Origin of the sequence: Pseudomonas sp. 86_A, from assembly GCF_017491705.1 — a bacterium.
Taxonomy (GTDB): Bacteria; Pseudomonadota; Gammaproteobacteria; order Pseudomonadales; family Pseudomonadaceae; genus Aquipseudomonas; species Aquipseudomonas koreensis.
On the sequence record NZ_JAFGYS010000006.1, the window covers coordinates 218,713 to 234,665 of the forward strand.

Consider the following 15,953-nt stretch of genomic DNA (forward strand, 5'->3'; position numbering starts at 1 on the left):
ATGGATAAGGCGTTGAATGGGCAAGGCGCGGATTAATGCTAGATATATGTTGTTTTTTATGACTCTTTAATGGTGTGGTCGTTGCGGTTTTTTGCCTCAATCCACTGTGACATGTATTGAGTGCTCTTGTGGTGATGATGGCGCAACATGCTGCCGGTAAAGTTGGCTTTTCTAAGTTGATTCAAGTTCTTCATGCACTGTTGTAACTTGTCGATCAGCGCCGGCCCATGAACGGTTTTGCGGTAACGCTCGGTCAATAATGTCTGACCGGCCAATTGCGCCTCGTTCCATCGCATTTCATCCTGATACAACTGCACGGCCTGATCCGCCAGCGCCTGCGCGCTGCAGGCCACCGCGCCGGGCCAGGGCAGGCCGCCGTGCATCGCTTCGGCGCCGATCGGCGTGGTGACCGACGGTGTGCCGCAGAGCATCGCATCGACGATTTTGCCTTTGATTCCGGCACCGAAACGCAACGGCGCCAGGCACACGCGCGCGGCTGACATGACTTGCAGGGCGTCTTCGGCCCAGTTCATCACGTGGAAACCCTGCGCCGGATTGTGCAGCGCGGTGGCTTTGGGCGGAGTGTAGGCGCCGTAGACGTGCAATTGCGCCTGGGGTAGACGTGCGCGAATCAACGGCCAGAGGGTGGTTTTCATCCAGAGCACGGCGTCCCAGTTCGGAGCGTGCCGGAAGTTGCCGATGCTGAGGAAGTGCGCGCGCTCCGCAAAGGACCGAGGCGCGTTTTGCGGCAGGTCGATCATCAGTGGGCATTCGTGCAGGAGGTCGCGCGGCAGGCCGAATTCCTCCACCAGCAGCTGGATTTCAACCTCGGAAATCATCAGGTTCAGATCGCAGCGATACAGCGCGGCGATTTCCCGTTTGGCCATGTCACTGTCGGCCATGAGCTCGAATTCTTCGTGCAACGCCGGTGCAAACAGCGGCGTGAAATCCTGATCATCCGGGGCGACTTTCAGACGCTCCTTGAGCCGCTGGTGGCGGGCATGTCGCAGGCTTTGCAGGTCGGACGTTTCGAGGACTCGCAGCGCGTTCGGGCACTGTTTCTCGACGCGCCAGCCGAACTGCTCTTCCATCATGAACTGGTCGAACAGCACGATGTCCGGGGCCAGTTCGCTGACGAAGGTATCAAAGCTGCTGTTGTTCAGTTCGATCGCGACTTCGCGAATGCCCAGCGCACTCAGGTCAGCCTTGTGTTCACCCGGGCCGGCCGGGCTGCTGAAGGTGATGTCCCAGCCTTGTTCGAGAAAGGTGTCGAGGATCTGCATCACGTGCCCGCTGGCCGCCGAAGAACGGGGTTCGGGCCAGACGTAGCCGATGACCAGAACTTTGGTGGCAGGGGGCTGACTCATGGCGTGGATCCTTGATGCGCGGGCACGGGGCCTGGAAAAAAGCGCAATTAAACCACACCGGGTTGCGGTGCCGCGAAAGCATCGCGGCACCGGTAATGGCTCAGACCGGGTTGAGGCGCAGCAGCACTTCCCACTCGATAGGGCGCTTGTTACTTCTTTCCAGTGCCTTTCTCATGGTGTTGATGTTCTGCAGGTACATCTCCGGCTCCTTGGTCAGTTGATTGAGCAAAGCGGTGGTCACCATAAAGGACTCGGCATTATCAAAGGGCTTCAACAACTGATGTGTGGACGGGTCCTTGATATGTCCCGACGCCAGATTGAGCAGGTCTTTGACATCCAGTCGCTGATAGTTTCCCTGGCGCCCGGAAACGGGGACATGGGCGTAGGCGTGATCAGAGGTGTCGGGCGCTCCGTGAAACAGTTCATGAATCAAGTCGTCCGCCAATACCTCATGGCTGTAACCCTCTGTGCGGAACTGTTTGTTGAAGGTATCCCTGTAAACCACCATGAATTTTTTTCTGCTGGCTTCGCCTGACGGCAGGTTTTTCCACTCTTTATACAATTCCGGACTCAAGCCGGCGATCGTGTTTTCATCCACTTTTTCGATGAAAAAGTTTTCTGGCGTGACGTTGGCGATGTCCCTTTTGACATCTTGAAGATGGCCTAACAGTTTGTTTCTGGCATGTACCGAGTTATCGCCCAAGAGCATTTTCACGACCGGCCCCGAATCTGTCGTGAAGCCCGGCTCAATCAGCGTTTTGATCGCATTGTCGATTTTTTTCCGGGAAACCGGCAGGGCATCTTTGAGCAGTTTTCGGGTGTAGCTGGCCGGCATCAGCGTATCCAGATTGAGCAGGTGCCAAAGCTTGTGCGGCTCGAAGTGCTTGAGTTTCGGTCCCCAGGGTTTGCCGTGGCGGCTGAGTGCATACCATTGTTCGTTGTGGCGAATGCCCCAGATACTGAAAAAGTCCGCCGAGGCGGGTGTCTGACGCCATTTGCCGAGACGAATCAGGTCCGGATCGACCACCGGGCGCAGACCGCCATACGGCGCGCTACCGGTCAGTTTGCGCAAGTCCGAAACGCTGTTTAGCAGTGAGCCAGCGTTTTGCAAACGCTGAGTTCCTCGGTACAGCAACCTGGCGCCACCGCGCAGTAAGTCGGGTACACCGTCAAGCGGGTTGAACAGGCCGTTGAGCAGCAGTACGCCAGCTTTCGCCATCCGGGCAGCCTTTACGGCAGTGGTTCCAGCCTTGGCCGCAACAAGCGCGATTTTCGCCGCCACGCCCACCACCAACAAGACAGTCATGGCGGCTTCGATCACGCACAATCCCAGGCCATCACGCCGACGATCACGGTCATCGGAGCCAAGGTCTTCAATGCAGGATTTGAAAGGCACGACGATGTTGAGAAACGTGTCGAATTGCTCTTCACGGTCCTGACGGCGCTTTTCGAGCCGGGTTTGTCCCCAGCATTCCTTTACCAGCTCATCGTAAGTGGCGATGGGGCGATGTTTCAGTACAAAGTTGGCAAGCCGATCGGCCTCCCCGGTGTAGAAACACTCGTAACTGCCTTTGGTTCCAAGGGCGGCAGAGCCGCGATTGGCGGGAAGTACTGCCAGCTTTTCGATAACGCCGTGGCTCGACGAAACAAGGCCGGGCGGAACACCGTGGGTATAGCTCTCGAGGTCGGTGGGCAGCGGGTAGACCGGTTGCGGCGTAAAGTTACGGGTCATGCTGTCGAAAAAATCTTCTCGCGACTGCATTTTCAAAAGACCCTTGTCCTTGATCAGTTCCGCCAGTTGCGGGTTTTCACGGCATACCCCGTGCAGCGTGAACAACTCGTAACAATAAAGCCGGTTTTCATACTCGGTACACAGCACCACGGCATAGCGGCCCGTCGCGGCATCCTTGTCTTTCTGGTTCTCCAGAAAAATCAGGTCACGCAGCTCACCAGGCGGTGAAATGATTGTCGCGATAGGGTCCAGAACACCCGGTGAGGCGACTGATGGCCGTAAAGTGAAGCAGCTCACCTTGCCCTTCAGCAGGCGCGTGCGATCAAGCAGCGGCAAGGACGACAGTGTCAGTTTCACTTGCGTCGCCATCGCCTCGGCGTGACTGACATACGCCCGGTTGAACTGCAGATGAAAGACCCCGTCCGGTGATACGAGGCGTGATCGCAGTTGCGCAAACTGTGTGAAGACGCTGTCAGCTCGTTTCAGATCCCAGTCGCCTGTCGCCAGATCGTTGGACATGTGCAGGTCAACCAGAGACATCGCCAATGGCTCGGCATTGACGTCCTGAAAGGAGAGGTTGCTTTTCTGGTAGAGCACGTCCTCGTCCAGAAAATCACAACCTGGAGCGGCAAACTCGAGAATGCTCCGGGCGACGGCTTTGCGGGTCGGTAAAGGAACGGACAGGGCCCGGGCGGTTTCGGCAGCCTGCTGCGAGTAGCGATTATAGGCAGCCAGCGCGGTTTCCAGGGCTTGCAGAGTGGATGCCTTGACCTCGTCCAGCGTGACAATTCTGTTGAGCAACGCCCAGTCGATCACGGGATCCACGGCGGCCAGTGCATTGAGCGTCTGTTGGGGTTCGCTGAATGAATCGTACTTCGTCAATTGCTGCAGTCGCAGATACGTTATGGTGCGCGATGAGCCTGGCGCGTTGATTTCCACGACACCGACGGCGCGGCACAAATCCACCCACTGCGGCGTGCCCAGCACCAGGCTGGCAGGCACATCCCGGACCAGAAATTCCGGTGCCACGCCCGCCAGCAGCAAGTGCGCAGCCAGCGCCACGTTCTGCCGGGTGAAGCGATGGTGTTCGACCAGATGCTCTTCGAACCGTGTCAGGACAGCCGCAACGGGCTGCTCGATGTGCTCGGCGGCGTAGAGGTTGAAACCCAGAATATGGTTGCGCGGCTCCGGTTCTCCAATACTCGGGTGCAGATCCAGAAGCGTGGCCGTCAGCAGCATTTGCTGCAGTTGCTCATCGTCCATCGGTTGGTCTTCACTGGCACCGTACCAGTCCAGCGCCTTGACGTAAGCTCGGGCCCAGATCACCCCGATGGGGCTCGACACGATCTTGTGTAACGCATCGTTCGCTTCCGCACGCAGGAACGCGGGACGTCCGCCAAGCACTGCGTCCGACAGAACGTCCAGCAGCAAGGCACCCCCCGTGTAGCCTTTGGTCAATGCCCGAATCTGTGTCCGTTGTGCCGGGGATAACAAGGCCGAAGAATCACTGGTGGCCGAGAGCAAGTCCCAATAATGACCACCCGCCGGACTTGCGGGGTATTCAAGTTGTAGAAAACCAAGGAGCGCCTGTGCATCGGCAACGGATTGTGGAATGGTGTAGCGATGAAACTTTAACCATTGCAATAACTCGATACGATCATCCGAAGTAATGGTGCCGCCGGTTAAAGTGGTCATTTCAACCAATACATTAATGGCCTCGTTCACATCGGTATCGGGTATGGCTGAGCCGCTGAATCTTTGGCGGCGGCCAGCAAGTTCAATAATGATCTCGCCGTGCTCGGTGATGTGTATTGCTGAATAACCGGTCAGCCGTAGTTTTGCCAGAAATGCCTGGAAGGCCGGGTGCCGTTCGAGTTTTTTCAAACTGGCAATGCCTGGCTGAAGTGCCTGGTGAAGCGTCGAGCCAATCTCCAGCGTGAGGCTCGCACCCTCCAGGTTTACAGCTGCCGAGGGCGTTGCGTAAGTTGTGCGTTGCTGAAGTTTGTAGATGATCTCTTGACGTTCACCGAAGTCGCCTGAATGACTTTTGTCGACCAAGGGCAGATCAGTGAAAGGGCGGGACAGTGGTTTTTTAAAGTTGTTGATATTCGCATCACTCATGTCAAATCCATTTGAGGTTTGGTTTAAAGTGATGCGAATCTATGGGCGATGTTTTTAGATGGCAATGTATAGAGTGTGTGGGGTTATTGCTCTCGTGGCCAAGTTGCTCTATTGGTGATTGCCTGACTTTTTAGTTGCTTGGCCATTAAGGGGGGTTAGTTATTCAAAACTTGTTTTACTTTGTCGCGCAATTGATCAATGGAGAACGGCTTTCCGATCACATGCATGTCCCCGGGTACGTCAATGCTTTCGGCATAACCGCTGGCAAACAGAATGGGCAGGTTCGGGCGCAGTTCACGCGCTTTATTGGCGAGTTCACGGCCATCCATTACAGGCAAACCTTGGTCGGTCATCATCAAGTCGATGTGCTGGTCCAGGTTGCTAAGAATCTTCAGCGCCTCAAAACCGTCTGCGGCTTGCAGGACAAGGAATTCCAGCTCCTCCAGCACATCGACGATGAGGAAGCGCACGATGTCGTCGTCTTCAACTACTAGGATGGTGGGCGCTGGAGTGGACATAGGTTAGCTCTCAAGAAATGAAATCGGAAACGGCGACCGGTCGAAAATGCCGGGCTCTTGCATGAGTAAGTGGCGCATAGCCACAAGTTCCCGAATCGGCAGAAAAAAGATTAGCTGTATTTCGGGCGGCAAGGATAACCGTTGGACGGTCTTGAGGCGTGGGTAAAAGTAGGAAATTGCTGCTAAATCTGTGAGAAAAATGGATCCATGCCGCTGTTTTGGGGCAAACTCCCCGGTTTCGACAGTTCGACAAGGCCGCCCCATGCCCACTCCGTCTTCGATTGATGAATCACGGTTTCGCAAACTTCTGACCCGCAACATCAGTCTGCCATTGGGCGTCGGCGCGATCAGTGCGGTGTTTTTCATTTCTTTGATCACGTACCTGCTGTCGGTGATCCAGTGGGTGGAGCACACCGACCGTGTGATCAACAACGCCAACGAAGCGGTGAAGCTCACCGTGGACCTGGAAACCGGCATGCGCGGCTTCCTGCTCAGCGGCGACGAGCACTTCCTCGACCCGTACGAGACCGCCAGACCGCGGATCAACGTGGCGCTCAACACCTTGCTCGAACTGACCGCCGACAACCCGATACAGACTGACCGGTTGCGGCGTCTGCAGGCATTGCAGACCGAGTGGAGCAACTACGCGCAATCGATGATCGATCTGCAGCGCTCCAGCGGTGACTACAAGGGCGCGGTCAAGGCCGGGCGTGGCAAGCGCCTGACCGACGAGATCCGCAAACAATTCGAAGACGTGATCGACATGGAGCAGCAGTTGCGTGCCTCGCGCAACGAGGACGTGCGCCGCACCACGATCTGGAGCATCACCCTGTATCTGCTGTTTATTGCCAGCATCAGCGGTTTGCTGGCTTATGTTGGTCGTCGCGACCTGGTCAACCTGTCGGACAGCTACAGCGCCACCCTCGCTGCGCAGCAAGCTAGTGCCGAACGCCTGGAGCGTCAGGCGTGGATGCGCAGCGGCCAGACCGAATTGGCGGAGCAGGTGCTGGGGCAACTGACGCTGAATCTGCTGGGGCGCAACATTCTGCAATTCTGCGCGCAGTATCTGGGCACGGCAGTCGCGGCGCTCTACGTGCGCGAAGAGCATGGCGGCCTCAAGCGCGTGGCGGCCTACGGCTTCTCGCGCGAGCAGGAAGAACAAGGTCAGGCGATCTACAGCGGTGAAGGCATTGTCGGCCAGGTGGCCCAGGAAGGGCGCCTGATTCGCCTGGATTCGGTGCCATCGGACTATTTCAAAGTCAGCTCAGGTCTCGGCGAAGGCCTGCCGCGCAGCGTGCTGGTGGTGCCGACCAGTAATGATGACCAGATCAACGGCGTGATCGAACTGGGCTTCCTGCGCCCGCTGACCCAACGCGACGTCGAATTGCTTGAGCTGATTGCCGGCAACATCGGCACCTCGATCGAGGCCGCGCGCTATCGCCAGCGTTTGCAGGAAGTACTGGCCGAAACCCAGCAGCTCAACGAAGAGTTGCAGGTACAGCAGGAAGAGCTCAAGACCGCCAACGAAGAGCTGGAAGAGCAATCGCGGATTCTCAAGGAATCTCAGGCGCACCTGGAGACCCAGCAGGTCGAACTGGAACAGACCAACGAGCAGTTGGCCGAACAGGCGCAAACCCTGGCCGAGCAACGCGACGCCATGGACCTGAAGAACACCGAACTCAATCAGGTGCAGGTGCAGCTCGAAGAGCGCGCCGAAGAACTGCAGCGTTCGAGCAAGTACAAATCCGAATTCCTCGCCAACATGTCCCACGAACTGCGCACGCCGTTGAACAGCTCGCTGATCCTCGCCAAGTTGCTCGCGGAAAACCCGCAGGACAACCTGACGGCCGAACAGGTCAAGTTTGCCGAATCGATCTATTCGGCCGGCAATGACCTGTTGAACCTGATCAACGACATTCTCGACATTTCCAAGGTCGAGGCCGGCAAGCTCGAAGTGATCCCGGAAAACACCAGCGTTGCACGTCTGGCGGACGGCCTGCGCAGCGTGTTCGAGCCATTGGCGGCGGACAAGCAGCTGACGTTCAGCGTCGATCTGCAACCGGGCGCCCCGGCGGTGCTGTACACCGACCGCCAGCGTCTGGAGCAGGTGATCAAGAACCTGCTGTCCAACGCGGTGAAGTTCACCGAGAACGGCACGGTCAGCCTGACCATCGCCGGCCAGCCGGACGAGCGCATTGCCTTTATCGTGCGCGACTCCGGGATCGGCATCGCGGCCGATCAACTGGAAAGCATTTTCGAAGCCTTCCGTCAGGCTGACGGCACCACCAACCGCAAGTACGGTGGCACCGGGCTCGGCTTGTCGATTTCGCGGGATCTGGCGGCCTTGCTCGGCGGCTCGATCAGCGTCAGCAGCGCGCCGGGGCAGGGCAGCGTGTTCACCCTGGTGTTGCCACAGCAATACCTGGAACCGGGCGAAACACCGTCCGCGCCGTTGACCTTTACGCCGCCGCCAGTCGCCGCCCCGGTACCGCTGGCGCCGTCCTCGATCGCAGTGTCGCCGATGGCGCCGGTGCACATCCCGCGTTTTGCCGACGACCGTGGCAAGGCGCCGTTTGCTACCCGCTGCATTTTGGTGGTGGAAGACGAGCCAAACTTCGCGCACATCCTTTACGACCTCGCCCATGAGTTGGGTTACCAGTGTCTGGTCGCCCACGGTGCGGACGAAGGTTACGACCTGGCCCGCGAGTTTATCCCGGACGCGATCCTGCTCGACATGCGCCTGCCGGATCATTCCGGGCTGACCGTGCTGCAGCGACTGAAAGAACACGCCGAGACCCGGCACATTCCGGTGCACGTCATTTCGGTTGAAGATCGCGTCGAAGCGGCCATGCACATGGGCGCCATCGGCTATGCGGTCAAACCGACCACCCGTGAAGAGCTCAAGGACGTGTTCGCCCGCCTGGAAGCCAAGCTGACGCAGAAGGTCAAGCGCGTGCTGTTGGTGGAAGATGACGACCTGCAACGTGAAAGCATTGCCCGCCTGATCGGTGATGACGACATCGAAATCACTGCCGTCGGCCTGGCGCAGGAGGCGCTGGAGAAACTGCGCACGACGATTTACGACTGCATGGTGATCGACCTGAAGCTGCCGGACATGCTCGGCAACGATCTGCTCAAGCGCATGTCTACCGAGGACATCTGCTCGTTCCCGCCGGTCATTGTCTACACCGGCCGCAACCTGACTCGCGATGAAGAGGCTGAGCTGCGCAAGTATTCGCGCTCGATCATCATCAAGGGCGCACGCTCGCCGGAGCGCTTGCTGGACGAGGTGACACTCTTTCTGCACAAAGTCGAATCGCAGTTGTCCCATGAACGGCAGAAGATGCTCAAGACCGCCCGCAGCCGCGACAAGGTCTTCGAAGGTCGCAAGGTGCTGCTGGTGGACGACGATGTGCGCAACATCTTCGCCCTGACCAGTGCGCTGGAGCACAAGGGCGCCGTGGTGGTGATCGGCCGGAATGGCCGTGAGGCGATTGATAGGTTGAATGAGGTCGAGGACATCGATCTGGTGTTGATGGACGTGATGATGCCGGAGATGGATGGTTTTGAAGCCACCATTGAAATCCGCAAGGATCCGCGCTGGCGCAAGCTGCCGATCATTGCGGTAACGGCCAAGGCCATGAAGGACGATCAGGAGCGCTGCCTGCAGGCGGGCGCCAACGATTACCTGGCCAAGCCCATCGATCTGGATCGTCTGTTCTCGTTGATTCGCGTGTGGTTACCGAAGATGGAACGCATTTAGTGGATAGCAGTCACTCCGCAGAGCGCAACAGCGAAATCGAATTACGCTTGCTGATCGAGGCGATTTACCTCAAGTACAGCTACGATTTTCGCGATTACTCGGGCGCTTCGATCAAGCGCCGGGTGCAGCACGCCTTGAGCCAGTTCGAGTGTGCGACCATTTCCGCGTTGCAGGAGAAAGTGCTGCACGATCCGACCGCGTTCATGCAGTTGTTGCAGTTGCTGACGATTCCGGTCAGCGAGATGTTTCGCGATCCGTCGCACTTTCTGGCGATCCGCAAGGAAGTGGTGCCGCTGCTGCGCACCTATCCATCGCTGAAGATCTGGATCGCCGGGTGCAGCACCGGCGAAGAGGTCTATTCGATGGCGATCCTGCTGCGCGAAGAAGGCCTGCTTGACCGTACGATCATCTACGCCACCGACATCAATCCGCGCTCGCTGGACAAGGCCAAGCAGGGCATCTTCTCGATGGAGAACGTGCGCGCTTACACCGCCAATTACCAGCAGGCCGGTGGTCAGCGCTCTTTCGCCGATTACTACACGGCGGCCTACGGCTACGCGATTTTCGATAAGAGCCTGTGTGAGAACGTGACCTTTGCCGATCACAGTCTGGCGACCGACAGCGTGTTCTCCGAAACTCAGTTAATTTCCTGCCGCAACGTACTGATTTACTTCAATAAGAAACTTCAGGACCGTGCCTTCGGTCTGTTTCATGAATCGCTGTGCCACCGTGGCTTTCTGGTGCTGGGCAGCAAGGAAACACTGGATTTTTCCAGTTACGCCAACCAGTTCGAGCCACTGGTCAAACAAGAACGGATTTACCGCAAACTATGAACGATGCCGTGGATTTGCCTCGCGTCGAGGCGATTGTGGTCGGGGCTTCCGCCGGTGGCGTCGAGGCGCTGCTGAGCCTGCTCGGGCCGCTGCGCCAGGGATACGTGCTGCCGATCATCGTCGTGTTGCACCTGCCGGAGGAACGCCGCAGTCATTTGGCTGAAGTGTTCTCCCGACGCCTGATGCTGCCGGTGGAAGAGGCGACCGACAAGCAAGACATCATGCCCGGCACGGTTTATTTCGCGACACCCGGTTATCACTTGTCGGTGGAGCAGGATCGCAGTCTGTCGCTGAGTCTTGAAGACCGCGTGCACCACTCCCGGCCATCGATCGACTACCTGTTTGAATCGGCCGCTGACGCCTACGGGGAGTCATTGGCCGCCGTACTGTTGACCGGCGCCAATAACGATGGCGCTCGCGGCCTGAAGCAAGTCAAACAGCGCGGCGGGCTGACCATCGTTCAGGACCCAGACGATGCACAGGTCGCCACCATGCCTCTGGCTGCGCTGAAGCTTCAGCAGCCGGACCATGTCCTACCCATTCACGGCATCGGCCGTCTGCTTGTCGAGCTGGAACGAATCGCATGCTGAGTAATATCCAGGCCAAATTGCTGATCGTCGACGATCTGCCGGAGAACCTGCTGGCTCTCGAGGCACTGATCAAACGCGAAGACCGCACCGTTTATAAGGCGCTGTCGGCGGACGAAGCCCTTTCGCTGCTGCTGCAACACGAGTTCGCCATGGCCATCCTCGACGTGCAGATGCCGGGTATGAACGGTTTCGAACTCGCCGAGTTGATGCGTGGCACCGAGAAAACCAAGAACATTCCGATCATCTTCGTCAGCGCCGCCGGCCGTGAACTGAACTACGCGTTCAAGGGCTACGAGAGCGGGGCGGTGGACTTCCTGCACAAGCCGCTGGATATCCACGCGGTGAAGAGCAAGGTCAACGTGTTTGTCGACCTGTACCGCCAGAGCAAGGCCATGAAGCAACAGGTTGAAGCCCTGGAGCAGGCCCGTCGCGAGCAGGAAGCGCTGCTGCAACAACTGCAGAGCACGCAGCTGGAGCTGGAGCAGGCGGTGCGGATGCGCGATGACTTCATGTCGATCGTCGCCCACGAAGTGCGCACGCCGCTCAACGGCCTGATACTCGAAACCCAGTTGCGCAAAATGCACCTGGCGCGGGATAACGCCGCAGCGTTCACTCTCGACAAGATGCACGCGATGGTTGACCGCGACGAGCGCCAGATCAAAAGCCTGATTCGGCTGATCGAAGACATGCTCGACGTCTCGCGGATTCGTACCGGCAAGCTGTCGATCCGCCCGAATCGTTTCGATCTGACGCAACTGGTGAGCAACCTGCTGCAGAATTTTGCCCAGCAAATGGAGGCCGCCGAAACCGAGGTGACCTTCACCGCCCCTGAACCGGTGGAGGGCTGCTGGGATGAGTTTCGCATTGAGCAGGTGGTATCGAACCTGCTGACCAATGCCTTGCGCTACGGCGGTCGCAGCCCGATTCAGGTGCGGGTTTACCGCGAAGGTGACGAGGCGCGCGTCGAGGTTCAGGACCGTGGGATCGGCATCAGCGAAGAGAACCAGAAACGTATTTTCCAGCAGTTCGAACGGGTCTCCGCCAAGACGGTAGTGGCTGGTCTCGGACTGGGTCTGTTCATTTCCGAGCAGATCGTCGCCGCCCATGGCGGTTCCATCGTCGTCGAGAGTCAAATCAACGAAGGCGCCCTGTTTCGCGTTTGTCTGCCAATCCAGGAAAACGGCACATCCGACGCAACCTCTGAGTGACCGCACGGTCGTATCAGCAGCTATTGACCGAACAAAGGCTTCCCATGAGCGTAGATGCACAAGATGTAGTACTCGTCGTCGAGGACGAACCGGTTATCTTGATGATCCTGACAGATTACTTGTCGGGGCTGGGATACCGCGTGTTGCAGGCCGAAAACGGCGAGCAGGCGTTCGAGATTCTTGCGACCAAACCTCATCTGGACATGTTGATCACCGATTTCCGTCTGCCGGGCGGAATCTCCGGCGTGCAGATCGCCGAACCGGCCGTAAAGCTGCGTCCGGACCTCAAGGTGATCTTCATCAGCGGCTATCCGCAGGAAATCCGCGAGACCGGCAGCCCGATCACCAACAAGGCGCCGATCCTGGAAAAACCGTTCGATCTGGACGTGTTGCAGGAAAAGATTCAGGAACTGCTGGCCTGATCCAAAACACCGACACGCCCCTGTAGGAGCTGCCGCAGGGTGCGATCTTTTGATCTTGTTTTCAGAATCAAACGATCGCAGCCTTTGGCCGCTCCTACAGTTGTTTTGGGCGGTCAGTTATTGATCATCTCGCGGACTTTGGCAGTCAGCAGATCAAAGGTGAACGGCTTAGTGATCATCTGCATGCCGGAGTCGAGGAAGCCGCCGCGCACGGCAGCGTGTTCGGCGTAACCGGTGATGAACAGCACCTTCAGCCCCGGGCGGTACTGCCGGCCGATTTCCGCCAGTTGTCGCCCGTTCATGCCGGGTAGACCGACGTCGCTGATCAGCAGGTCGATGCGCTGCGTCGAGTTGAGGATCGGCATGGCGCCATCGGCATCGCTCGCTTCGACAAACGCATAACCCAACTCACTGAGCACCGCGCTGACCAGCACGCGCACGGCGGGGTCGTCTTCGACGATCAGTACGGTTTCGCCATCCAGCGCATCCGGGGCTTGCTGGACATCGCAAACCGGGTGGTCGAGCTCTTCGCCGCGAAAGCGCGGCAGGTACAGTTTGACCGTGGTGCCTTGATCGATTTCGCTGTCGATCGAGACGTGACCACGGGACTGTTTGCTGAAGCCGTAAATCATCGACAGGCCCAAACCGGTGCCTTGGCCGATCGGTTTGGTGGTGAAGAACGGATCGAATGCGCGGTTGATCACGCTCTGCGGCATGCCGCTGCCGTTATCGGTGACGCTGAGCATCACATAATCGCCCGGTTCAAGGCTGGGGTAGGCCTCGGTGAACTCGGGGTGCAGGACCTGGTTGCTGGTCTCGACCACCAGCTTGCCGCCGTCGGGCATGGCGTCGCGGGCATTGAGCACCAGATTGAGCAGGGCGCTTTCCAATTGATTGGGGTCGGCTTCGGCCACCCACAGCTTGTCGTTCAGACGCATGTCCAACTGAATGCTTTCGTTGAGGCTGCGTTGCAGCAGCTCGCCCATCGATTGCACCAGCGCGTTCATCTCCACCGCTTTGGAATCCAGCGATTGCCGGCGGGAGAAGGCCAGCAGACGGTGGGTCAGGCCGGCCGCGCGGTTGGCCGAGGTCACGCCCAGGTCGATCAGGCTGTCGAGGTCGTCCAGACGGCCGCGCGCCAGGCGCCGGCGCAGCAGTTCCAAGCTGCCGATGATCCCGGTGAGCATGTTGTTGAAGTCGTGGGCGATGCCGCCGGTGAGCTGGCCGACCGCTTCCATTTTCTGCGACTGGCGCAGTGCTTCTTCGTTGTGCCGAAGTTGCGCGGTGCGTTCCTCGACCTGCTGCTCAAGGGTTTCGAGGGTCGACTGCAGGCGCCGTTCGCTTTCACTCAGGTCGATCAGACGGTCGCGAGCTTCGTATTGTCGTCGTCGCCCGCGCAGGGCGGTGGACACCAGGCTGACCAGGGTCGCCGGATGAAACGGACGCTCAAGAAAGGTGACATTGCCCAGCAGTTTGCTCAGGCGCGAGGAGGGGCCTTGTTCCGGGCCACCGTGGTGGGTCAGCAGGACGATCGGCAGATCCGACCACGCCGGCTGTTGTTCCAGATACTGCAGCAGGGTTTCCAGTTCCGGTCCGAGCAGGGCTTCGGTGGCAATCAGCAACAGCCCGGCGCCGGGCTCCAGTTCAGCGCACAGCGCGCCCAGATCAGCAGCGATGACCCCGCCGTATCCGGCCTCATTGAGGATCATCAGCGCAACCTGGCTGTCACGCCCCATGGGCGCCAGAATCAGTGCCCGTTCTGCCAGCGGTACGGTAACCGTCACAAGGTTTCTTCCTGCAACAGCGGCTTGCTCTCGCCGAAATAGGTCGGTACGCCGCGCAACACGCCCTGGAACGCTTCCAGCGGTTCACCGATGGTCATGCCTTGCGCGGAAATCCGGTATTCGCGGATGGTCGATTCATGGCTGCCAGTGCGCTTCTTGATCACCGAAATGGCCCGGCGAACCTTGCCCAAGGCTTCAAAATAACGCAACAGGATCACCGTGTCGGCCAGGTAAGTGATGTCGACCGGCGCCTGCATGTCGCCGACCAGACCGTGCTGGGCAACGGTCATGAAGGTCGCTGCGCCCTGGCGGTTCAGATACAGCAACAACTCGTGCATGTGCAGCACCAGTGCGTTCTCTTCCGGCATCGCCGCTTGATAGCCGTTGATGCTGTCGATCACCACGGTCTTGATTTTTTGCTCGTCGACGCAGCGGCGCACCCGGTGGGAAAACTCGCCAGGGGACAGTTCGGCAGCGTCCACTTGCTCGATCACCAGATTGCCGGTGGCCTGCAGCGCTTTCAGGTCGATGCCGATGTTGTTCATGCGCTCGAACAGCAAGCCCAGTTCTTCGTCGAAAATAAACAGCGCGGCCTTTTCCCCGCGTTCCACGGCGGCGGCGGCGAAGACCATCGAGATCAGCGATTTGCCGGTACCCGCCGGGCCGAGGATCAGCGTACTGGAGCCGGTTTCGACGCCGCCGCCCAGCAGCGCGTCCATTTCCTTGATGCCGCTGCGCAGTTGCAGGCGCGGGTAGTCGCTGCGGTGCTCGGCGGCCACCAGGCGCGGGAACACATGCACGCCGTCGCCCATGATGGTGAAGTCGTGGAAACCACCGCGATACTTCTGGCCGCGATACTTGACGATGCGCACGCGTCGGCGTTCGGCGCCATAGTTGGGGGTCAGTTCTTCGAGGCGGACCACTCCGTGGGCAACGCTGTGCACGGTCTTGTCGAGGGACTCGGTGGTCAAGTCGTCGAGCAGCAGGACGGTGGCGTCGTAACGTACGAAGTAATGTTTGATCGCCAGAATCTGTCGACGGTAACGCAGCGAGCTTTGCGCCAGCAGGCGAATCTCCGACAGGCTGTCGAGCACCACGCGGGTCGGTTTGAAGCGTTCGACCACTTCGAAAATCTGCTTGGTGGCTTCGCCCAATTCAAGGTCGGAGGAGTACAGCAGGCTTTGCTGATGCTCGGCGTTGAGCAGACTTTCCGGCGGGGTCAGCTCAAAGATTTCGATGTTCTCGTTCAGTTCCCAGCCGTGGGAGGCCGCGCCCTGACGCAATTCACGCTCGGTTTCCGACAGCGTGATGTACAGACAGCGTTCGCCGGCGCGGGCGCCGGCCATCAGAAAATGCAACGCGACGGTGGTCTTGCCTGTGCCGGGTTCACCCTCGAGCAAAAACACGTGGCTCCGGGACAGACCGCCGGCCAGGATGTCATCCAGGCCGGCGATGCCGGTGGCGGCTTTTGCACTGATCAACTCGTTGGACGTAGACAAAGAATGCCCTCTCATGACTAGGGGAATCGAGGCAGCAGGCTGTACCAGCCGTTGTGCTCTACCTGATTACTTGACCGCTGTCGGTCATCACGGTTCCGAGGTTTCGATATCAAAAT

At 58.7% G+C, this 15,953-nt stretch carries 10 protein-coding genes; 5 read left to right on the plus strand and 5 right to left on the minus strand.

The genetic code is table 11. The features are described from left to right. Nucleotides 1-56: 56 nt before the first annotated feature. The 3 genes from J5M57_RS11460 to J5M57_RS11470 form a co-directional block, all read right to left on the minus strand. Nucleotides 57-1,367, minus strand: coding sequence for a glycosyltransferase (locus tag J5M57_RS11460; protein WP_207848488.1), 1,311 nt, complete (start codon nucleotides 1,365-1,367; stop codon nucleotides 57-59). A 100-nt stretch (nucleotides 1,368-1,467) separates the two neighbouring features. Continuing rightward, complete coding sequence (locus J5M57_RS11465) at nucleotides 1,468-5,220, minus strand: hypothetical protein (protein WP_207848487.1); 3,753 nt, start codon at nucleotides 5,218-5,220, stop codon at nucleotides 1,468-1,470. A gap of 155 nt (nucleotides 5,221-5,375) precedes the next feature. Beyond that, nucleotides 5,376-5,738, minus strand: coding sequence for a response regulator (locus J5M57_RS11470; protein WP_169841646.1), 363 nt, complete (start codon nucleotides 5,736-5,738; stop codon nucleotides 5,376-5,378). 262 nt (nucleotides 5,739-6,000) lie between these two features. Between J5M57_RS11470 and J5M57_RS11475 the strand changes: the two genes are divergently transcribed. Genes J5M57_RS11475 through J5M57_RS11495 form a run of 5 tightly spaced genes read left to right on the plus strand, consistent with a single transcriptional unit; the run spans nucleotide 6,001 to nucleotide 12,554 of the window. Beyond that, nucleotides 6,001-9,501, plus strand: coding sequence for a response regulator (locus J5M57_RS11475; RefSeq protein WP_169841647.1), 3,501 nt, complete (start codon nucleotides 6,001-6,003; stop codon nucleotides 9,499-9,501). Continuing rightward, the gene (locus J5M57_RS11480) at nucleotides 9,501-10,334 is read left to right on the plus strand and encodes a protein-glutamate O-methyltransferase CheR (RefSeq protein ID WP_169841648.1); all 834 of its coding nucleotides are present in this window, start codon (nucleotides 9,501-9,503) and stop codon (nucleotides 10,332-10,334) included. The genes J5M57_RS11475 and J5M57_RS11480 overlap by 1 nt, the downstream gene beginning before the upstream one ends. Then, nucleotides 10,331-10,924 carry a chemotaxis protein CheB gene (locus J5M57_RS11485; RefSeq protein ID WP_169841649.1) on the plus strand — a complete coding sequence of 198 codons (594 nt, stop codon included), beginning with the start codon at nucleotides 10,331-10,333 and terminating at the stop codon, nucleotides 10,922-10,924. Before J5M57_RS11480 ends, J5M57_RS11485 begins: the two co-directional genes overlap by 4 nt. Further along, a complete protein-coding gene (locus J5M57_RS11490; protein ID WP_064587631.1) occupies nucleotides 10,918-12,132 on the plus strand; it encodes a hybrid sensor histidine kinase/response regulator in 1,215 nt (404 codons plus the stop codon). The genes J5M57_RS11485 and J5M57_RS11490 overlap by 7 nt, the downstream gene beginning before the upstream one ends. Nucleotides 12,133-12,176: 44 nt before the next feature. Continuing rightward, the gene (locus tag J5M57_RS11495) at nucleotides 12,177-12,554 is read left to right on the plus strand and encodes a response regulator (RefSeq protein WP_083369051.1); all 378 of its coding nucleotides are present in this window, start codon (nucleotides 12,177-12,179) and stop codon (nucleotides 12,552-12,554) included. A gap of 113 nt (nucleotides 12,555-12,667) precedes the next feature. On the opposite strand, the gene J5M57_RS11500 is transcribed toward J5M57_RS11495, so the two are convergent. Both J5M57_RS11500 and J5M57_RS11505 read right to left on the minus strand, forming a co-directional pair. After that, nucleotides 12,668-14,338 (minus strand): response regulator, encoded by a 1,671-nt coding sequence (locus tag J5M57_RS11500; RefSeq protein ID WP_169841652.1) that lies wholly within the window; start codon nucleotides 14,336-14,338, stop codon nucleotides 12,668-12,670. Next, a complete protein-coding gene (locus tag J5M57_RS11505; RefSeq protein ID WP_207848486.1) occupies nucleotides 14,335-15,837 on the minus strand; it encodes an ATPase domain-containing protein in 1,503 nt (500 codons plus the stop codon). Before J5M57_RS11505 ends, J5M57_RS11500 begins: the two co-directional genes overlap by 4 nt. Between the last annotated feature and the right edge of the window lie 116 nt (nucleotides 15,838-15,953).